This is a genomic window from Gemmatimonadota bacterium (assembly GCA_016209965.1).
Classification (GTDB): domain Bacteria; phylum Gemmatimonadota; class Gemmatimonadetes; order Longimicrobiales; family RSA9; genus JACQVE01.
The window spans coordinates 1-16304 of record JACQVE010000013.1; the positions used below are offsets into that span (position 1 = coordinate 1).

Consider the following 16304-nt stretch of genomic DNA (forward strand, 5'->3'; position numbering starts at 1 on the left):
CCACTGAATACGTCTGCCCGCCAGGTGATCTGGAAATCCACAAAGCCGGCGGCCACGACCGTGGCCTTAAGCTCTGCCTCCAGCAGAGCGCCGGCGATTCAGCCGGTCCAGAGCTCGATCTTGCGTTTGGCGCTCTCGGAGACCGGCTTCTCGACCAGGATGTCTCCGATCTGCAGCCGCCCGCCCGGCTCGAGCACACGCGCCATCTCCCGAAGCGCCGCGGCCTTGTCCGGCATTAGATTCAAGACGCCGTTGGATATGACGACGTTCGCCCACCCGTCCGGCAACGGGAGCGCCTCGGCGTAGCCTTCCCGGAACTCGACGCTCCCGATTGCGGCGTCCGCCGCGGCGCGCCGCGCCTTCTCCAGCATCGCGGGCGTCATGTCCACGCCCACGACACGGCCATCGGGGGCTACCATCCGTGCGGCAACAAAGCTGTCAATGCCGGCGCCCGAGCCTACGTCCACCACCTGGTCGCCCGGGCGCAATGCGCCCAGACTGAAAGGATTGCCGGTGCCGGCAAAGGACTCGATGGCGCCCTCCGGGATGCCGGCCAGCCAGCCGTCGGCGTATCCCAGCATCCGGGCCAGCGGCCGCCCGGTGTGGAAATGGAAGCCACGGGCCGGATCTTCCGCCACCGTGGCGTACTCCTCCTGAATGGCCAGCCGGAGCACCTGAACATCCAGCTCCGGCAGGCCTGCAGCGGGCGTGCTCATACGGTTCCTCGGCGGCTGAAGGGTCGGGGCGCAGACCACACGGGGAACGACGCAGCGGCCCCGCGGAAAGTTCCCACCCTCCCGGGGCACTCGGCGGTCCTCACCCTGCAGGGGGCGGAGGGCATGCTTTACGATTCAAAGTGCTTGACAGATTCGGCGCACGCCCCTAGCTTTTCGGCATGAGGCCGATCCGACTGGTGCGCAGCGGCGAGCGGGAGCCGGTCGAGCTGCACGCGCGGGCGATGGACAACCTGCGCTTCATTCGCGAGACGATGGAGCGGGCGGGGTCGTTCACGGCGGTGCCGGGGCGAGGCGGAGTACTGATGGGGTTGACGGCGCTGCTGACGGCGTTGCTGGCTGCGCGCCGGGCAACGGAGGGGGCCTGGCTGGGGACATGGCTGGTGGGGGCGGGGCTGGCGGCAGGAATTGCGGCCTGGACGGTGGTGCGCAAGTCGAGGGCGGCCGGTGTGCCGCTGCTGTCCGGGCCTGGTCGCAAATTCGCGCTGAGCTTTGCGCCGCCCATGCTGGTCGGTGGGCTGCTGACACTGGTGCTTTACCGGGCGGGGCTGGTGAGCGTGCTGCCGGGTTTGTGGCTGCTGGTCTACGGTACCGCGGTGGTGACGGGTGGCGCCTTCTCCGTGAGGGTGGTGCCGGTCATGGGCTTCTGCTTCATGGCGCTGGGGGTGGCGGCGCTGTTTTCACCAGCAGCCTGGGGTGATTACTACATGGCTGCGGGTTTCGGCGGTCTCGAGATCCTTTTCGGTGTGATCATCGCCAGGCGGTACGGTGGCTAGGCAGAGCGCCGTGCCGGGCGGGCGGCGGGAGAGTGACCCGGCGGAGGGGGAGCTGCGGGCGATGGCGGGCGGCGGGGGCGAAAGCACGGCCGTGGAGCTGGACCGCTTGATCCACGAGCGGGTACGGCTGGGCATTGTGAGCGCGCTGGCCGTGACCGAGTCCTTGAGCTTCAACGAGCTCAAGGCCTTCCTGCGCACCACGGACGGCAACCTGAGCGTGCATGCGCGGAAGCTGGAGGAAGCGGGCTACATCCGCTGCAGCAAGTCGTTCGAGGGGCGCATCCCGAGGACCGAATACCGGCTGACGGCGGCCGGACGCCGCGCGCTGGAGCGGTATCTGGACCACATGGAATCGCTGATCCAGGCGGTGCGCGAGTAGGTTATTTCTCGAGTCAGGGCTTTATGGAACAAAGGGGAGAGGAAGTGCCGCAGGGGCTGCATGTGGCGATCATCATGGACGGGAACGGCCGTTGGGCGCGGGCCCGGGGGCGGCCGCGGCTGGTGGGGCACCGGCAGGGGGCGAAGTCGGTGCGCCGCGTGGTGGAGGCGGCGCCGGATTTGGGGATCCGGGTGCTCACCCTGTACGCGTTCTCTGCGGACAACTGGCAGCGGCCGGCGCCGGAGGTTGCGGGGCTGTTCCGGCTGTTTCACCGCTATCTCCGGACGGAGATCGGGGAGTGCCTCGAGCGAGGCGTGCGGCTGAGCGTGATCGGGCGGCGGGACCGGCTGCCGGCGTCGCTAGTGGCGGCGATCGAGGCGGCGGAGTCGGCGACACGGGAAGGCCAGGTACTCCACCTCCGGCTGGCGGTGGACTACTCGAGCCGGGACGCGATCCTGGTGGCGGCTCAGCGGCTGAACGGCGCGCCTCCTACGCGGCAGGCGTTCGCCCGCGTGCTGGCGCAGGCGACGCACGCGCCGCTGCCGGCGCCGGATGTAGACCTGCTGATCCGCACGGCAGGCGAGCAGCGGCTGAGCGATTTCCTGCTCTGGGAAAACGCGTACGCCGAGCTCTATTTCACGCCCCGGCTGTGGCCGGATTTCGGGGCGTCGGAGCTGGAAGTAGCGGTTCGGGAATTCCACCGTCGCGAGCGGCGCTTCGGCGCGATTCCCGAAGCTGCCGCCGTGTAAACTCAGCCCGTACCCGCTCTGCGGAGCGCCGGCCTCTTACTCCGGTTCCCGTACGACCGGCAGGCCTGCCAGTGCCCAGCCACTCAAGCCGCCTCTGAGGTTGATGACGTCGCGGAATCCGTGCGCTTCGAGCAGGCTTGCGGCGATGGCAGAGCGGCCGCCGGACTGGCAGTGCACGACGACGGGCCGGTCCCGGGGGACCTCGTCCAACCGGTCCGTGAGATAGCCCAGCGGGATGTTGGACACACCCGGGAGGTGCCCCGCCTCCCACTCGCCGCGCGCACGCACATCGATCACGGTAACCGCGCCTTCGACCAGGGGGGCGGCGAGCTCCGCGGGCCAGGCCTCGCGAATCGAGCCCGCGCCACGGGCGCCGGCACAGTGCACGGCGGCGCTGGTGAAATAGCCGGCCACACGGTCCAGGCCGATGAAGGCGAGGTCCTGGACCGCCTCGTCGACGGAGCCGGCGCCATCGTCGTCTACCGTCAGGTACAGGTCGCGGTCATAGGGGAGCAGCCAACCCGCCCAGTTGGGAAAGGCTCGATTGAGCGGGATGTTGATGGTGCCTGGTACGTGGGCGGCGGCGTAGGCGGCGGCCGGGCGGGTGTCGACGATGAGCGCCCCCTCCGCCAGCAGGGGTTCCAGGCGCTGGTCAGGGAGGCGCGCCGGGGGCCGCAACCCGCCCATCGGGGGCGGCCCGTCCCGGTTGATGCGCTTCATTTGCGCGTAATATTTGGGCGGCTCCGGCTGGCCGGCGAGCACGGCCCGGACGAACGCGGACTCGTCCTGGTGGGCAAAGGCCCAGTTGAATCGTTTTTCGTAGCCGACCGTGGATTGGGGCACGGCGCCCAGCGCCTTGCCGCACGCCGAGCCTGCGCCGTGCGCCGGCCAGAGCTGCAGATAGTCGGGGAGCCCCTTGAAGCGTTGAATCGAGTGGCAGAGCTGGCGCGCTGCGGTTTCACTCGCGCCCTGCACGCCCGCGGCACGCTCGAGCAGGTCGGGCCGGCCCACGTCGCCCACGAAGACGCAGTCGCCGCTGAACGCCCCCATAGGCGCGTCGGCACTGGCCGTATCCGTGACCAGGAACGCCAGGTGCTCGGGCGTATGGCCGGGCGTGTGCAGGGCCTCGATGTGGACGTTGCCCACCAGAAATGCGTCGCCGTCACGCAGCAGCGTAGCGCGGGCACCCTGCGCGAAGCGGTAGCTCCAGTCGTCGCCGCCCTCCGCGGATAGGAGCAAACGGGCGCCGGTCCGGTGAGCCAGTTCGCGGGAGCCGGAGACGTAGTCGGCGTGGATGTGGGTCTCGGTTACGTGGGTGATGCGCAGCCCTTCCCGGCGCGCCGCTTCGAGGTACTGTTCCAGCACGCGATTCGGGTCCACCACCAGCGCCTCGCCCGTGGCGTCACAGCCCAGCAGGTAGCTGGCCTGGGCGAGCTTTTCATGGAAAAAGAGTTTGAGGATCATTTCCAGGCTGCCAGGCTCCCCCCCCAGGCTCCCGGCGTGCTGGCACTTTCTGGCCGCACCCATTAATATAGCGCCGCTTCAGCAGACCAGGCGAGTTAACCGCACGGCCACCGCTTACGGGACGGTAGCGTTGCCGAAGGCTCGAGCCACAGGGCACCCCATCCTGACTGCCGCGCTGATCTCGCTGGCGGTGGGTGTCCAGGGCGTGGCCTTTCCGGACGACCGCCAGCGGGCGGCGCTCGCTGTCGCCGAGGCAGCCGAAGCGCACCGGCAGCAGCTATACCGCGCGGACCATCTGGACTTCCCGCTGGCTCTGGGTTCCACCGGTGGCGCGGTCAAGCTCCCGGAAACCGGCCAGTGGCTGCTGAATCGGCTGCCTTCCCGCAGTGCGCGCCCCGCGGTTACGCCGGGCGTGTTCCTTGACTCCTCCTGCGCCGCGGCCAGTCGCGCCCGGGCAGTCACCCAGTCCGAGCTCGATTTCGGCGCGACCCTCGCCGCTGCGCGTGCCGGCATCATCACGGCCCCCAGCACGGCTCCCCCACGGCTCCCACTCGCCTGACCCGGCCACGTGCCGCTAGCGGAGGCAACGCTCCGGGCGTACCTATCCGTTTGTGAAGCCGCCGCACAGCCGGACAGCGGCCGCGCAGCGACGGCGCTATCTGCCGGAGGGGAACGGCCCCGGGCCGGTCTAGCGACGCGTCGTATTGCAGGACCACCATGCGCAAGGGTGCGCAAGGTGGTGTACAAACCGCCTCGTGGAGGTAATCTTATGGTGAAGCGTTCGTTCCTGGCGCTGCTCCTCGCCTCGTTCCTGGTCCTGCCGGCGTGTGCGCAGGAAGAGGAAGAGCCCGCGATGGAGGAAGCTCCGGTCGAGGAGCCCGCGCCGCCGCCGCCCGCGCCCGCGCCGATGGATACAACCATGGCGGACACGATGCCGGCGGATACGGCAGCAGCGACGCCGTAATCGAGCGGCAGCACAATTGGGGAGGACTGCGGCGCGGGGCGACTCGCGCCGCAGTCGTCTTGGACCGCAGCCTTCCACGCGCGGTAACCGAAGCACCCCATAGCCATTCCCAGTAGACGGATGGTTCGCCGATGAATCAAAGCAATGGCGCGGCGCGGCGCATGGCGCTGCATACCCAGATCCTGTCGGGCCTGGTGGCAGGCGCCGCCGCGGGCGTGACCGCCAACGCCTTATGGCGCGACGCTGCTACGCTCGAGTGGATCGTCAACAATGTGGCGCAGCCGGTGGGGCAGGTCTTCCTGCGCATGCTGTTCATGGTGGTCATACCGCTGGTCTTCACTTCGCTGGCGCTGGGGGTGGCAGGACTTGGCGACCCGAAGCGTATCGGCCGCATTGGCGCGAAGACACTGGGCTTCTTCGTCTGCACCACGGCCGCGGCGGCCGCGCTCGGGCTCATACTTGTCAATGCCATTGCGCCGGGCGAGGCGCTGGATCCAGCCGTACGCTCGGCCCTGCTGAGCGCCTACGCGCCGCAAGCCGCGGAAAAGGTCAGCGCGGCGCAGGCCAGCGGCTTCGGGATCAGCACCTTCGTCAACATTGTTCCCAGGAACCCGCTCGATGCCGCGGCGCGCGGCGAAATGCTGGGGCTCATCTTCTTCACCCTGATCTTCGGCCTGGCGCTGACTCAACTGCCCTCCGCTGCAGCCGCACCCGTGCTCCGCGTGCTGGAAGGCGTGGCCCAGGCCGTGTCCGTCATCATCGGCTTTGCCATGCGCATTGCGCCGATTGGTGTGGCCGGCCTGATCTTCGCCGTAACCGCCCGGTTCGGCTTCGATATTCTGCGCTCCCTCGGGCTGTACGTGGTCGTGGTATTGTCGGGGCTGGTGCTGCATCAGTTTGGCGTGATCGCCCTGCTTGTCCGGCTCCTCGCGGGCTTGAGTCCGCGAACATTTTTCAGTCGCGCCCGCGCGATGATGGTGACGGCGTTCTCGACCTCGAGCTCGAATGCCACGCTGCCCACCACGATCCGCACGGCCGAGCAGGAGTTCGGCGTGCCCCGGGAGGTGGCCGGATTCGTGCTGCCGCTCGGCGCCACCATGAACATGAATGGCACCGCCCTCTTCGAGGGCGTGACCGTGCTATTCCTGGCGCAGGTCTTCGGCGTCGCGCTCAGCCTGCCCATGCAGATGGTGGTCGTGGTCATGGCCGTGATCACGGCGATTGGCGCGGCGGGCGTGCCCAGCGGCTCGATCCCCTTGCTGGTCATGGTGCTGCAGATGGTGGGTGTGCCGGGTGAGGGCATCGCCCTGGTCCTGGGCGTGGACCGCTTGCTGGACATGGCGCGCACGGTCCCCAACGTCACCGGCGACCTGCTGACTTCCCTGGTCATCACGCGCAGCGAGCGGCTGCCGTTCGCGGCGCCGGCCGGGGCGCCCGCGGTGGCCGAGGTGCTGGCGCCGCCAGCCGTGGCCGCCGGGGCTGCGGATTAGGGGCGTCTTGCTGGGGCACCGCTTCGAGGCTGAGTGCCGGCCTCGCTCTCGCGAATGGCCGCGGGAGGGGGAGCCGCCACCTCTCGCTCTGGCCATGCGCTGGGCGGCGCGCGCCTCAGCCCGTGAGCTCCGCGACAGCCTGCAGCAGCCGCTCGACCTCGCCCCCGGTGGTGTAGCAGGCGCAGCCGGCGCGCACCAGTCCCTGGGCCGAGAGGCCAAGTCGTTCCAGCACAGTGGCGGCGTAGAAGTCGCCGTGGGTTGCGAACAGCGCCTGCTCCGCCAGGTGGCGCACCACCTCGATCGCGGCCAGGCCGTCCACGGTGAAAGCCAGCGTGGGCGTACGCGGCGTACCCGGTGGCGGCCCGTAGCGGCGCACGCCGCGTATCTCGCCCAGACCGTCCCACAACCGTCGCAGCAAGGCATCGCCGCGCCCGCCGAGCTGTTCGAGGGTGGCGCGCAGCCGCGCGCGACGGTTCGCTCCGGGCGCGAGCGAGGCCAGGAAGTCGACGGCCGCCGCCGCGCCCACAATTCCCTCGTGGTTCTGCGTCCCGGTCTCGAAGCGCTCGGGCGCCGTGTCGGGCGCCGGCTCGAGCCTGGGCAAGTCCAGCTCTTCGAGCAGCTCGCGCCGGGCGTAGAGCACGCCCACATGGGGCCCGTAGAACTTGTAGGCGGAGCAGGCCAGGAAATCGCAGTCCAGCTCGCGCACGGCGAGGGGTGCGTGGGCGGCGAGGTGCACGGCGTCCACGAAGACGAGGGCGCCGACCTGGCGGGCCAGCGCGGCCGCGCGCGGCACCTGGACGATGGTGCCCAGGGCGTTGGACGCGGCGGTAAGGGCGAGGAGCCGGGTACGTGGCGAGATCTGCCGCTCGAGATGCTCCCAGTCGAGCTCACCCGTCTCCGGCCGCATGCGGGCCAGGCGGAGCCGCACGCCTCGTTCCCGCACCAGCGCCTGCCAGGGTGCGATGTTGGCGTGGTGCTCGAGCTCGGTGGCCACGACCTCGTCGCCCGCATTCAGCCGCCGCCCCAGCGCCCGGGAGAGGTGAAAGGTGAGCGTGGTCATGTTGCAGCCGAACGCGATCTCCGCTGGCGTGGCGCCCAGGAAGTCGGCCAGCGCCTGGCGGGCCCGCCAGAGCGCGGCGTCCGTCTCCTCGCTCGTCGGGTAGGCCCAGGCCGTGTTAGCGTTGTGCTGCAGCAGGTAGTCCGTCATGGCCTGCGTTACGGCGTGCGGGACCTGCGTGCCGCCCGGTCCATCGAAGTAGGCGACGCTGCGCCCGTTGTGCTGCCGCGCGAGCGCCGGGAACTGCGCCCGGATCGTCTCCACGGCCGCCAGACCCGGGGCACCGGCGCCTGTGCCTTCAGCCATTCCACTCCCCGTCGAACGGTTGTGCCGGGGCGGCCAACCCGGCCGCGCATTTCCGGCAGCCGCGCCGCTTGCCAGGCGGCGGCAGCCGATGCATCTTGGGCGCGCTTCCCCTGGTAAGACCCGAAATCCGAGCTTTCGCGCCGGCCGCCGTTCGGCCGGAAGCCGAGCCGTGTCCGGCGTGGCGCCGGACCGGCGGACCTGACAACCCGGAGGTGCGCATGTCGACCGTCCAGCGGGTGGCCCAAGTCTTCGGTTGGGTGTTCGTGCTCGTCGGTGTGCTGGGGTTTGTTGCCGGCAGCGCGAGCATGGAGGAAGGCATGCTGCTCGGGCTGTTCCCTGTCAACCTCCTGCACAACCTGGTGCACCTGGCGTTCGGCATCTGGGGCATCGCGGCCGCGCGCAGCTTTGGCGGCGCGAAGACCTATGGCCAGGCCGGAGGCGTGGTCTACTTGCTGCTCGCCGTGGTGGGACTGGTGGCAGCCAATCCCCTGGACCTCGTCCCACTGGGCGGCAATGACATCTGGCTGCACGCGCTGCTGGGCGCGATCCTGGCCTACTTCGGCTTCACGGCCAAGGAAGTCGCGGCGGCAGCGCCGGCCGCCTAGGTGGTCGCATCCGCAAATACGGCCGTACTTACGAACTCGACCACCAGGTGGCCAGGGCCTGAAGCCCGCCCCGGGCCGTGCCCAGCTTCGAGCGCGCGGCACGGGGCGCGGCGGGTGGGGGCAGGGACGGGCAGGTGGGTTGCCGGACCGGCCGGCCGGCAACATCATCCAGCCATGACGCAGCGCATTGCATCCCTGCTGGCCAGTGCGACGGAGATCGTGTGCGCCCTGGGGCTCGAGGAGCGGCTGGTGGCCATCTCGCACGAGTGCGACTACCCGCCGCAGGTGCTCGGCCGCCCGCGCATCAGCCGCCCGCGCTTCGATCCGGCCGGTCTGGGCAGCGGCGCCGTGGACGCGGCAGTGCGCCAGGCCCTGCTGGAGCACGGCAGTGTGTACGCCATTGACGGTGACGCGCTGGCCGGTCTCGATCCTGACCTGATCCTCAGCCAGGCGGTGTGCGAGGTGTGCGCGGTGCCGACGCCCGGCGTACGGCAGGTCGTGGCAGAACGGGGGCTGCGGGCCCGTATCCTCTCGCTGGACGCCCACACCCTGGAAGAAATCCTGGATTCGATCATCATGGTCGGCGAAGCCGCGGGCGCGGAGCGGGCGGCGGCGGCGCTGGTGCAGGCACTCGAGTCGCGCCTGGCGCGCATCGAGGCCGCCGTCCGCGGCCTCGAGCGGCTGCGCGTGCTCGCGCTGGAATGGCTGGACCCACCCTTCGCGCCCGGGCACTGGGTACCGCAGATGATCGAATCCGCGGGCGGCACGAGTCTGGCCGGCGAACGCGCCGCCCGCTCGCGCGAGCTGAGCTGGGACGGACTGCACGACCTGGATCCCGATGTGCTGGTGGTCATGCCCTGCGGCTACGGGCTGGACGCCGCCGCCCACGACGCCGACCTGCATGCGGAGCGGCTGATGGAGGTCGCCCACCGGGCCGTCCAGAGTGGCGGCGCTTTCGTCGTAGACGGCTCGGCGTATTTCAACCGGTCGGGCCCGCGCGTGGTCGCCGGCGTCGAGATCCTGGCTGGTTTGCTCCATCCGGACTACTTCCCCCCACCACCGGCGGACCAGGCGCGGGCCTGGCGGCCGGCGGCGGCCGTTCGCGGGGCTGGGCAACCGGGAGATTCGCCCTCGAGGCACAGCCGGTCCGGGGCGCAGCATCGGGAGGCAGGGCCGTGACGGCGCGCATGCGGGCGCTGCGGGCGCGGGAGTTCGCTCGCCTGGATGCCGGCGGGCACGCCTACCTCGATTACACGGGCAGCGGCCTCTATCCGGAGTCGCTGGTACGCGCCTATGCGGAGCTGCTGCAGTCCACGGTCCTGGGCAATCCCCACTCGGGGAACCCTACTTCGCGGGCGGCCACGCAGGTGGTCAAGTCCGCGCGACGTCGCATCCTGGAATTCTTCGCGGCGGATCCCGCCGAATACGAGGTAGTCTTCACGCTGAATGCCACCGGCGCACTGAAGCTGGTGGGCGAGGCGTACCCGTTCGCGCCCGGCTCGCGCTTCTGCCTGACGTCGGACAACCACAACTCGGTGAACGGGATCCGCGAGTTCGCGGCGAGGCGGGGCGCCGAGGTGACCTACCTCAGACTCAGTCCGGAGCTGCGCATCCCCGACATCGAAGTGCAGCTCGAGGGTGCGGACCGGCGGGTGCCGAACCTGTTCGCGTACCCGGCGCAATCCAATTTCTCGGGCGTGCAGCATCCGCTGGAATGGACGGAGCTGGCGCGCTCGCTGGGGTATGACGTACTGCTGGATGCGGCCGCGTTCGTGCCCACGAACCGGCTGAGCCTGGGCGCGGTCGAACCCGACTTCGTGACCATATCCTTTTACAAGATGTTCGGTTTCCCGACCGGCGTGGGCGCGCTGCTCGCGCGCTGCGAGGCCCTGGCCAGGCTGCGCCGCCCCTGGTTCAGCGGCGGCACCGTGCGCTTCGTCTCCGCGCAGAACCGGGTACGGATCCTGTACAGCAACGAAGCCGGGTTCGAGGACGGCACGCTGAACTTCCTGAGCCTGGCCGCGGTCACTGCCGGACTGGATTTCCTGGACAGCGTTGGCGTCGAGGCCATCCACGCGCATGTGACGGAGCTGACGGCCCTGTTGCTGGAAGGGCTGCTTCCGCTGCGGCACGGCAGCGGCGCCCCGCTGGTCCGCGTCTACGGCCCCTGTACGACGGCGGGCCGGGGAGCCACCGTCGCCTTCAATGTGCTGGATCCGGCGGGCGTCGTGGTGGATTGCCGGCTGATCGAGGCGGCGGCGGGCGCGGCCAGCATCTCGCTGCGCAGCGGCTACTTCTGCAACCCGGGCGCGGCGGAGACCTCCTTCGAGCTGGCCGAGGACGAGGCGCGGCGCTGCTACGAGGAGCTGCAGGGCGAGACCTTTACCTTCTCACAGTTCTCGGCGTGCCTGCACGACAAGCCCGTGGGCGCGGTGCGCGTCTCGCTGGGAGTGGCCAGCAATGAAGCCGATGTGCGGCGCCTGCTCGAGACGCTGCTCACCTTCCGGGACCGCCCGGCCGAGAGGCTGGCGAGCACGCAGGTCGAGCAGGCGCTCGTCGACTAACCAGTAAGCTTCCGGGATTGCCTGGACCGCCTCCGCCAGATCAGATTGCCGCTGCTTTCCCAGCCCCGAAACCTCGGACCAGCCAGGAGGTAGCTATGTTCAGGCGGCGGCGGATTCAGCTCGCGGTGGCGGCGTCGTGTGGAGGGTTGCTGTGGGGCTCCGGCGTGGTGGCCGCGGGCCACGTCGCGGCTATCCAGGCGGCTCAGGAGCCCGGGCTGCCGGCGGGCGCCGCCGAGGCGCAGGCCCGGCTGGCCGCCTCGCCTCGCCACGCGGAGTGGGCGATGGTCCGGGCCGGCCCCGGCGACAGTGTGCGCGCCTGGGTGGTATTCCCGGAGCGCAAGGACAAGGCGCCCGTCGTGGTGGTGGTGCACGAGATCTTCGGGCTCTCGCACTGGATCCGGGCCGTTGCCGATCAGCTCGCGGCCGACGGATTCCTGGCCATCGCGCCCGACCTGCTCACCATGAAGAATATCCCGGTCGGCCCGGACGGCGCACCGGACGCGGGGGCGGCACGGACTGCGATCCGTACGCTGGATCCGGCTGACGTCCAGGGCCAGCTCCTGGCCGCCGCCGAGTACGGGATGAAGCTGCCGGCGGCAGGGCCAAATTACGGGATCGTGGGCTTCTGCTGGGGCGGCAGCGTCTCCTTCGCCCATGCCGTGCGCTCGCCGTCGGTGGGCGCGTCCGTCGTGTACTACGGCGGCTCACCCACCAGCGCGGAGCTGTCCAGCGTGCGCGCGCCCGTGCTCGGACTATATGGCGAGAACGATGCACGGGTCAACGCCACCATTGCCCCGGCAGATTCGGCCATGCGCGCACACGGCAAGGTCTACGAACACCGCGTCTTCGCGGGCGCGGGGCACGGTTTCCTGCGTGCGCAGGATGGTCAGAACGGGGCCAACCTGGCGGCGAGCAAAGAAGCCTGGCCGCTCACGGTAGCGTGGCTGCGCAATTACCTGTCTAATGCCAGCCCATCCGCTTCCGCAGCGATGTGATGTGGGCGACGTGGTGGCGGCCGTGCCACTCGTAGAGGCGCAACGTCACTCCCAGCGTGATGGGTCCCCACTCGGGGTGGCGGAAGCTGCGTTCGTACTCCGCCGGGCCCAGGGAGCGGAGCAGCATGACCCAGCGCAGGTGGAGCGCCTCGAGAAGCTGCAGTGAGGGCTCGGGCGGCGCGGTGCGGGCGTCGATCAGCTCCGCCCAGAGCTTCTCCTCGTAGGTCTTGATGGGCGGATTCTCCTCCGTCAGCGCGAGCTTGAAGCGCATGTACGCGTTCATGTGGCTGTCCGGCACGTGGTGCACCACCTGGCGCACGGTCCAGCCGCCGTCGCGGTAGGGCGTGTCCAGCTCCACGTCGCTCAAACCGGCCACCGCCGCGCGCAGCCTGGCGGGTATAGCGGCGATCTCGTCGATCAACGCGCTCCTCTGCTGGTGCGGCACCTCCGCGCCCGGATCGAACCGGCCCACGGGGTAGCGCAGATCTTCCAGGGTGGCGTGCATTTCCTGCCCTCCGTGTTGCGCCAAACGCCCTCATCCGCGCGTGCCTTACGTCCCCCGCGTTAAGCAATTTACGTCGCGCCGTCCGCCGGAGCGATGCCGAGGAGTTCGGACCCGCCGGGGGCGCCGAGCGGCAACGGCTTGCTGCGTCCGGGCAGGCGCGCCCTTCAGAGAGTATCGAGTGCGGCCCCGAGCCCTTCGAGTCCAGCGCGGGGCTCATCCCCCAGGTCGATCCGGAGCACTCGGCGGAGCTCCACGATAACGCGCCCACCAGCCCCCCTTCGTTCCCGGCCCCCACGCGCTCCGCTCCCACAGGGCAGACCCTGCGCGCCGTCGCTTGCCGTGGGCCGCAGATCAGGCGGTCTTCTTCTTCTCGGGCCAGCTCGCGTAGGCGTAGAGGATGTCGACGATGGACTGCTCGGCCTTCACAATGCCGGCGACCTTCTCATTGCCCTCGATCACGATGTACTCGTCATCGGCGTGGGCGCGGGAGCCGTGGCCCAGCCCGCCGCCCGCGGCGGGCAGGCCCAGCCGGCGCGTGTACTCCCACTGGGGCGAGGAGCCGGGGGAGCGGGGCCAGACCATGGGCTCGATGCCCGCCTTCCTGTACATGCTGAGCACTGCCTGCACGGGCGCCGCGGTCACGGAGGTCTGGGACCACTCGTCGCCTCCGCCATGCTGCTGCACACTGATGTCCGTGAAGCCGTGACGCGCAAGGTGCTCGAGCACGAGCTGCTTCTGCCGGGCAATGGATTGGTTGGGCACCAGCCGCGAGTCCAGCTTGACGGCAGCCTTCTCGGGCAGGATCGTGGCCGAGCCGGGGCCCGTGTAGCCGGCCCAGAGTCCGTCAATGTTCAGGGTCGTGTCGAACATGAGACGGCGGGCCGCCTCCTCGGGCGTCCAGTCGTTCATGAACACCTTGATATTCTCCCGCTCGGTCGCGAACAGCCGGTCCCGGAACCGGGTGACCAGCGTCTGCAGGAGCATCTCCTCCTCCTCGGAGGGCGGGCGGATGTCGTCGTAGTAGCCCTCGACCAGCAAGCGGTTGGCGGCCGGGTCGTACATCGAGCGCAGTGCCTGGATCAGCCGCCACACGGGCGAGTCGAGCACCGCTTTGCGGCTCGAATGGATAGGCATCTTCTGCGGGCCGCGCCCCCACCTGGCGCCGTGCGCTTCCAGCTCGAGGAACAGGATCCCCTTGTTCCCCAGACTCATGGAGACGCTCCCGTCCGATTGCTGCGACGGCCCGGGATTGAGCAGCGCGTGCGCCCGCTTCAGCCGGTCCCGGTAGGGGTCGAGCACCTCGTGGAAGTGCGGGCTCCCCTGCTCCTCCTCACCCTCACACGTGAACATGATGTTCACCGGCAGCCTGCCCGTGACTGCGATGATGGACTCGAGGGCGTTCAGCACGAAGCGGTTCGGCCCCTTCGAGTTGACCGCGCCCCGCGCCATGATCACCTCGCCGAAGGGGTCCATGTTCACCCGCTCGGCGGCCAGCGGCGGCGAGCTCCAGCGCTTCTCGTCCCAGGGCTGCGTGTCGTACATCATGTACATGACCACGGTCTTGGGCGCGCCTGCATCGTAATACGCCCACACGCCCGGGAAGCCGCTGGTTGGCACCAGCGCCGCCTCCTTGCAGCCCAGGGCGCGGAAGCTCTCGACCATGCGGTCCGCCATTTCCTTGATCCCCATGTTCCAGGAGCTGACGGACGGCTGGCGCAGATCAGCCTGCACCTTGGCTACGTGCTCCTCCTTGTGCCTGGCGATGTACTCGTGGATCTTCCTCAGGTCGGCGGCATCGAACACCTCCGCCAGCGCCGGGTGCGCCCGGAGGAAGTCGAAGCTGGATAGCAAACCAGCGCCCAGAGTAGCCCTGCCGGTCAACTCGAGGAACTCCTTGCGCGTGAGGCCCATGGGGACCCTCCAGAATGAAGGAAAGAGCTAACGAGGCTTGGCCTGAGACGGGATTCTAGCTGCCGGCGGTTGAGGGGCAACGTACGCCAGGTCGGCCGGACAGGTCAAGAGCGGTACGCGGGCGCATGACGACCGGCGCCGTCTCGCGCCGGAGCGAGAGCGAGCTGGACGGACTCGACGGCGCTCAGCTCGCCGAGCCGACGCCCATCCCCTGGTCCAGCTTTGACGGGCGCTCAATCTCGGGGTTGTACTACCTTCTCTGAGGCAGCGGAGGTTGTCACGAATCGTGGCGCTCTGGCGTTTCAAGCAGGGGGGAGACCGACCATGCCCGAACACGCCGGCTCGCCGCTGCTCTCACGTCGCTTCGAGGAAGCGCTCGTCTACGCCCATCGCCTGCACGCGCGGCAGACGCGCAAGGGCACGCGAGTGCCCTACGTCGCTCACCTGCTGAGCGTGGCCGCGCTGGTCCTGGAGGATGGCGGGGAGGAGGAGGAAGCGATCGCCGCGTTGCTCCACGATGCCATCGAGGACGCGGCCGAGGACGGGGCCGCCGTGCTGCGTCAGGAGTTGCGACGGCGCTTCGGCGAGCGCGTGCTGGGTATCGTCGAGGGGTGCACGGACGCAGACACTCAGCCCAAGCCGCCCTGGCGGGAGCGCAAGGAGCGTTACCTGGCGCACGTCCCCCACGCGCCGCCCGAGGTACGTCGCGTCTCTGTCGCCGACAAGCTGCACAACGCTCGCGCGATCCTGACGGACCTGCGGCGCAACGGCCACGGGCTCTGGCACCGGTTCCGCGGCGGCCGGGACGGCACCCTCTGGTACTACCGCGCGCTGGTCGAGGCCTACCGCAAGGCGGGGACGACGCCACTGGTGGAGGAGCTGGATCGCGTGGTCACGGAGCTCGAGGGGCTGGCGGCGGGGCGTTGACTCGAGCTGCCGGATTCATTTTGTACCCAATGTAAAAACTCCGCTGGGCCGTGAAGACCCAACGCAGTTTTTAAGTTTAAGGCAGTGTTCGGATCGCAGCGGATCATCCCACAACCGGACAATCCTGCCACGGCTTGCCACGGCGCACTCTTGAGAGTCACCCATGGCGTGTTCCTCGGGTCGGTCGCGCGGGGTCGACTACGTCGGGAACCGCTTCGCCGTGACAGATCAGGTACAGCTTCATCGTGCACGCTGCAAGTCACTCGCCTAGCTTCTCGAGGCGGATACCTCGGCCGTGGGCGATGGCTTCACGGGCCTCGGCCACCCGCGCCAGGAACGCTGGATGGTGCTCGAGTCGATACTCGAACCAGTCTTCCTCGTCCTCGAAGCCGATCAGCAGCCCAGCGGGTTTGCCATGCCGCGTCCGGAACATCGCGCAGGCGGAGCTGCGCCGGCAAATTAGGGAGTTGGGCGGCGTCGCGCTGAGCATCGCGCGGAGAGTCCCGTCCCTCGCGGCGATCCTCTGAGGCGTCCCCTGGGACGCGATACGCACGGAGGGCGTATGAGCACACTGTCGAAGTGCGGCTGGGTCCTGGTACTCGTGCCGGTTCTGGTGGCGGGGTGTGGCGCGCCAGGCAGGATCCCGGATCCGACGTTCGAGAGGGTCGGCAGGAGCGAGGACCCCGCGGCAGATGAGGACCAGGTGTACTCCTGGCGAGACGGCACTCACCCGGCCCATCAAGACCGGCCGCTGGAGGTCACGCCGAGCGATCGGCCGCTATGATGCGGAGGACGGGCGCGGCACGACACGACGAGCACGGACCGCCGCCCTGAATTGCGGCGGCGAAAACCACCTCACGCGGAGGAATTCGGATGGG

19 protein-coding genes are annotated in these 16304 nt (G+C 69.5%); 13 read left to right on the forward strand and 6 right to left on the reverse strand.

The genetic code is table 11. The features are described 5' to 3' along the window. Nucleotides 1–98 precede the first annotated feature (98 nt). Nucleotides 99–716 carry a methyltransferase domain-containing protein gene (locus HY703_00555; protein ID MBI4543668.1) on the reverse strand — a complete coding sequence of 206 codons (618 nt, stop codon included), beginning with the start codon at nucleotides 714–716 and terminating at the stop codon, nucleotides 99–101. 179 nt (nucleotides 717–895) lie between these two features. On the opposite strand from HY703_00555, the gene HY703_00560 reads away from it, so the two are divergent. The 3 genes from HY703_00560 (at nucleotide 896) to HY703_00570 (ending at nucleotide 2638) form a co-directional block, all read left to right on the forward strand. After that, nucleotides 896–1510 carry a hypothetical protein gene (locus HY703_00560; protein ID MBI4543669.1) on the forward strand — a complete coding sequence of 205 codons (615 nt, stop codon included), beginning with the start codon at nucleotides 896–898 and terminating at the stop codon, nucleotides 1508–1510. A gap of 61 nt (nucleotides 1511–1571) precedes the next feature. After that, nucleotides 1572–1889 carry a transcriptional regulator gene (locus HY703_00565; GenBank protein MBI4543670.1) on the forward strand — a complete coding sequence of 106 codons (318 nt, stop codon included), beginning with the start codon at nucleotides 1572–1574 and terminating at the stop codon, nucleotides 1887–1889. Between the two features lie 23 nt (nucleotides 1890–1912). Continuing rightward, nucleotides 1913–2638 carry a di-trans,poly-cis-decaprenylcistransferase gene (locus HY703_00570; GenBank protein ID MBI4543671.1) on the forward strand — a complete coding sequence of 242 codons (726 nt, stop codon included), beginning with the start codon at nucleotides 1913–1915 and terminating at the stop codon, nucleotides 2636–2638. Nucleotides 2639–2674: 36 nt separating this feature from the next. On the opposite strand, the gene HY703_00575 is transcribed toward HY703_00570, so the two are convergent. Further along, a complete protein-coding gene (locus HY703_00575) occupies nucleotides 2675–4102 on the reverse strand; it encodes an MBL fold metallo-hydrolase (GenBank protein ID MBI4543672.1) in 1428 nt (475 codons plus the stop codon). Between the two features lie 130 nt (nucleotides 4103–4232). Between HY703_00575 and HY703_00580 the strand changes: the two genes are divergently transcribed. The 3 genes from HY703_00580 (at nucleotide 4233) to HY703_00590 (ending at nucleotide 6556) form a co-directional block, all read left to right on the forward strand. Continuing rightward, complete coding sequence (locus HY703_00580) at nucleotides 4233–4661, forward strand: hypothetical protein (GenBank protein MBI4543673.1); 429 nt, start codon at nucleotides 4233–4235, stop codon at nucleotides 4659–4661. Between the two features lie 210 nt (nucleotides 4662–4871). Next, complete coding sequence (locus tag HY703_00585) at nucleotides 4872–5066, forward strand: hypothetical protein (GenBank protein MBI4543674.1); 195 nt, start codon at nucleotides 4872–4874, stop codon at nucleotides 5064–5066. A 179-nt stretch (nucleotides 5067–5245) separates the two neighbouring features. Next, entirely contained in the window at nucleotides 5246–6556 is a 1311-nt protein-coding gene (locus tag HY703_00590; protein ID MBI4543675.1) for a dicarboxylate/amino acid:cation symporter, read from the forward strand. Nucleotides 6557–6671: 115 nt separating this feature from the next. On the opposite strand, the gene HY703_00595 is transcribed toward HY703_00590, so the two are convergent. Then, nucleotides 6672–7919 (reverse strand): cysteine desulfurase-like protein, encoded by a 1248-nt coding sequence (locus tag HY703_00595; protein ID MBI4543676.1) that lies wholly within the window; start codon nucleotides 7917–7919, stop codon nucleotides 6672–6674. Between the two features lie 218 nt (nucleotides 7920–8137). On the opposite strand from HY703_00595, the gene HY703_00600 reads away from it, so the two are divergent. The 4 genes from HY703_00600 (at nucleotide 8138) to HY703_00615 (ending at nucleotide 12083) form a co-directional block, all read left to right on the forward strand. Further along, entirely contained in the window at nucleotides 8138–8524 is a 387-nt protein-coding gene (locus HY703_00600; GenBank protein ID MBI4543677.1) for a DUF4383 domain-containing protein, read from the forward strand. Between the two features lie 174 nt (nucleotides 8525–8698). Next, nucleotides 8699–9703, forward strand: coding sequence for an ABC transporter substrate-binding protein (locus HY703_00605; protein ID MBI4543678.1), 1005 nt, complete (start codon nucleotides 8699–8701; stop codon nucleotides 9701–9703). Between the two features lie 8 nt (nucleotides 9704–9711). Then, on the forward strand, nucleotides 9712–11088 hold the full coding sequence (locus HY703_00610) for an aminotransferase class V-fold PLP-dependent enzyme (protein ID MBI4543679.1): 1377 nt from the start codon (nucleotides 9712–9714) through the stop codon (nucleotides 11086–11088). 95 nt (nucleotides 11089–11183) lie between these two features. Beyond that, nucleotides 11184–12083 carry a dienelactone hydrolase family protein gene (locus HY703_00615; protein MBI4543680.1) on the forward strand — a complete coding sequence of 300 codons (900 nt, stop codon included), beginning with the start codon at nucleotides 11184–11186 and terminating at the stop codon, nucleotides 12081–12083. Here HY703_00615 and bstA read toward each other — a convergent pair. Together bstA and HY703_00625 are read right to left on the reverse strand one after the other, a co-directional pair. Further along, nucleotides 12049–12588 (reverse strand): bacillithiol transferase BstA, encoded by a 540-nt coding sequence (gene bstA / locus HY703_00620; GenBank protein ID MBI4543681.1) that lies wholly within the window; start codon nucleotides 12586–12588, stop codon nucleotides 12049–12051. The genes HY703_00615 and bstA overlap by 35 nt on opposite strands. Before the next feature lie 351 nt (nucleotides 12589–12939). Next, nucleotides 12940–14499 (reverse strand): M20/M25/M40 family metallo-hydrolase, encoded by a 1560-nt coding sequence (locus HY703_00625; GenBank protein MBI4543682.1) that lies wholly within the window; start codon nucleotides 14497–14499, stop codon nucleotides 12940–12942. Between the two features lie 125 nt (nucleotides 14500–14624). Between HY703_00625 and HY703_00630 the strand changes: the two genes are divergently transcribed. Both HY703_00630 and HY703_00635 read left to right on the forward strand, forming a co-directional pair. After that, nucleotides 14625–14762: a hypothetical protein gene (locus HY703_00630; protein ID MBI4543683.1), complete on the forward strand. Its 138-nt coding sequence runs from the start codon at nucleotides 14625–14627 to the stop codon at nucleotides 14760–14762. Nucleotides 14763–14847: 85 nt separating this feature from the next. Continuing rightward, nucleotides 14848–15426, forward strand: coding sequence for an HD domain-containing protein (locus HY703_00635; protein ID MBI4543684.1), 579 nt, complete (start codon nucleotides 14848–14850; stop codon nucleotides 15424–15426). Nucleotides 15427–15685: 259 nt separating this feature from the next. Here the strand turns inward: HY703_00635 and HY703_00640 are convergent, their stop codons facing one another. Further along, nucleotides 15686–15859, reverse strand: a complete 174-nt coding sequence (locus HY703_00640; protein MBI4543685.1) for a hypothetical protein — start codon at nucleotides 15857–15859, stop codon at nucleotides 15686–15688. 129 nt (nucleotides 15860–15988) lie between these two features. Here HY703_00640 and HY703_00645 point away from each other — a divergent pair, with 129 nt between their 5' ends. After that, nucleotides 15989–16210: a hypothetical protein gene (locus tag HY703_00645; GenBank protein MBI4543686.1), complete on the forward strand. Its 222-nt coding sequence runs from the start codon at nucleotides 15989–15991 to the stop codon at nucleotides 16208–16210. Nucleotides 16211–16304 lie beyond the last annotated feature (94 nt).

Bases quoted from the DNA above. Each gene is read 5' to 3' on its own strand.
- HY703_00555 (MBI4543668.1), bottom strand. From the start codon at position 716: ATGAGCACGCCCGCTGCAGGCCTGCCGGAGCTGGATGTTCAGGTGCTC.
- HY703_00560 (MBI4543669.1), top strand. From the start codon at position 896: ATGAGGCCGATCCGACTGGTGCGCAGCGGCGAGCGGGAGCCGGTCGAG.
- HY703_00565 (MBI4543670.1), top strand. From the start codon at position 1,572: ATGGCGGGCGGCGGGGGCGAAAGCACGGCCGTGGAGCTGGACCGCTTG.
- HY703_00570 (MBI4543671.1), top strand. From the start codon at position 1,913: ATGGAACAAAGGGGAGAGGAAGTGCCGCAGGGGCTGCATGTGGCGATC.
- HY703_00575 (MBI4543672.1), bottom strand. From the start codon at position 4,102: ATGATCCTCAAACTCTTTTTCCATGAAAAGCTCGCCCAGGCCAGCTAC.
- HY703_00585 (MBI4543674.1), top strand. From the start codon at position 4,872: ATGGTGAAGCGTTCGTTCCTGGCGCTGCTCCTCGCCTCGTTCCTGGTC.
- HY703_00595 (MBI4543676.1), bottom strand. From the start codon at position 7,919: ATGGCTGAAGGCACAGGCGCCGGTGCCCCGGGTCTGGCGGCCGTGGAG.
- HY703_00600 (MBI4543677.1), top strand. From the start codon at position 8,138: ATGTCGACCGTCCAGCGGGTGGCCCAAGTCTTCGGTTGGGTGTTCGTG.
- HY703_00605 (MBI4543678.1), top strand. From the start codon at position 8,699: ATGACGCAGCGCATTGCATCCCTGCTGGCCAGTGCGACGGAGATCGTG.
- HY703_00610 (MBI4543679.1), top strand. From the start codon at position 9,712: ATGCGGGCGCTGCGGGCGCGGGAGTTCGCTCGCCTGGATGCCGGCGGG.
- HY703_00615 (MBI4543680.1), top strand. From the start codon at position 11,184: ATGTTCAGGCGGCGGCGGATTCAGCTCGCGGTGGCGGCGTCGTGTGGA.
- bstA (MBI4543681.1), bottom strand. From the start codon at position 12,588: ATGCACGCCACCCTGGAAGATCTGCGCTACCCCGTGGGCCGGTTCGAT.
- HY703_00625 (MBI4543682.1), bottom strand. From the start codon at position 14,499: ATGGGCCTCACGCGCAAGGAGTTCCTCGAGTTGACCGGCAGGGCTACT.
- HY703_00630 (MBI4543683.1), top strand. From the start codon at position 14,625: ATGACGACCGGCGCCGTCTCGCGCCGGAGCGAGAGCGAGCTGGACGGA.
- HY703_00640 (MBI4543685.1), bottom strand. From the start codon at position 15,859: ATGTTCCGGACGCGGCATGGCAAACCCGCTGGGCTGCTGATCGGCTTC.
- HY703_00645 (MBI4543686.1), top strand. From the start codon at position 15,989: ATGAGCACACTGTCGAAGTGCGGCTGGGTCCTGGTACTCGTGCCGGTT.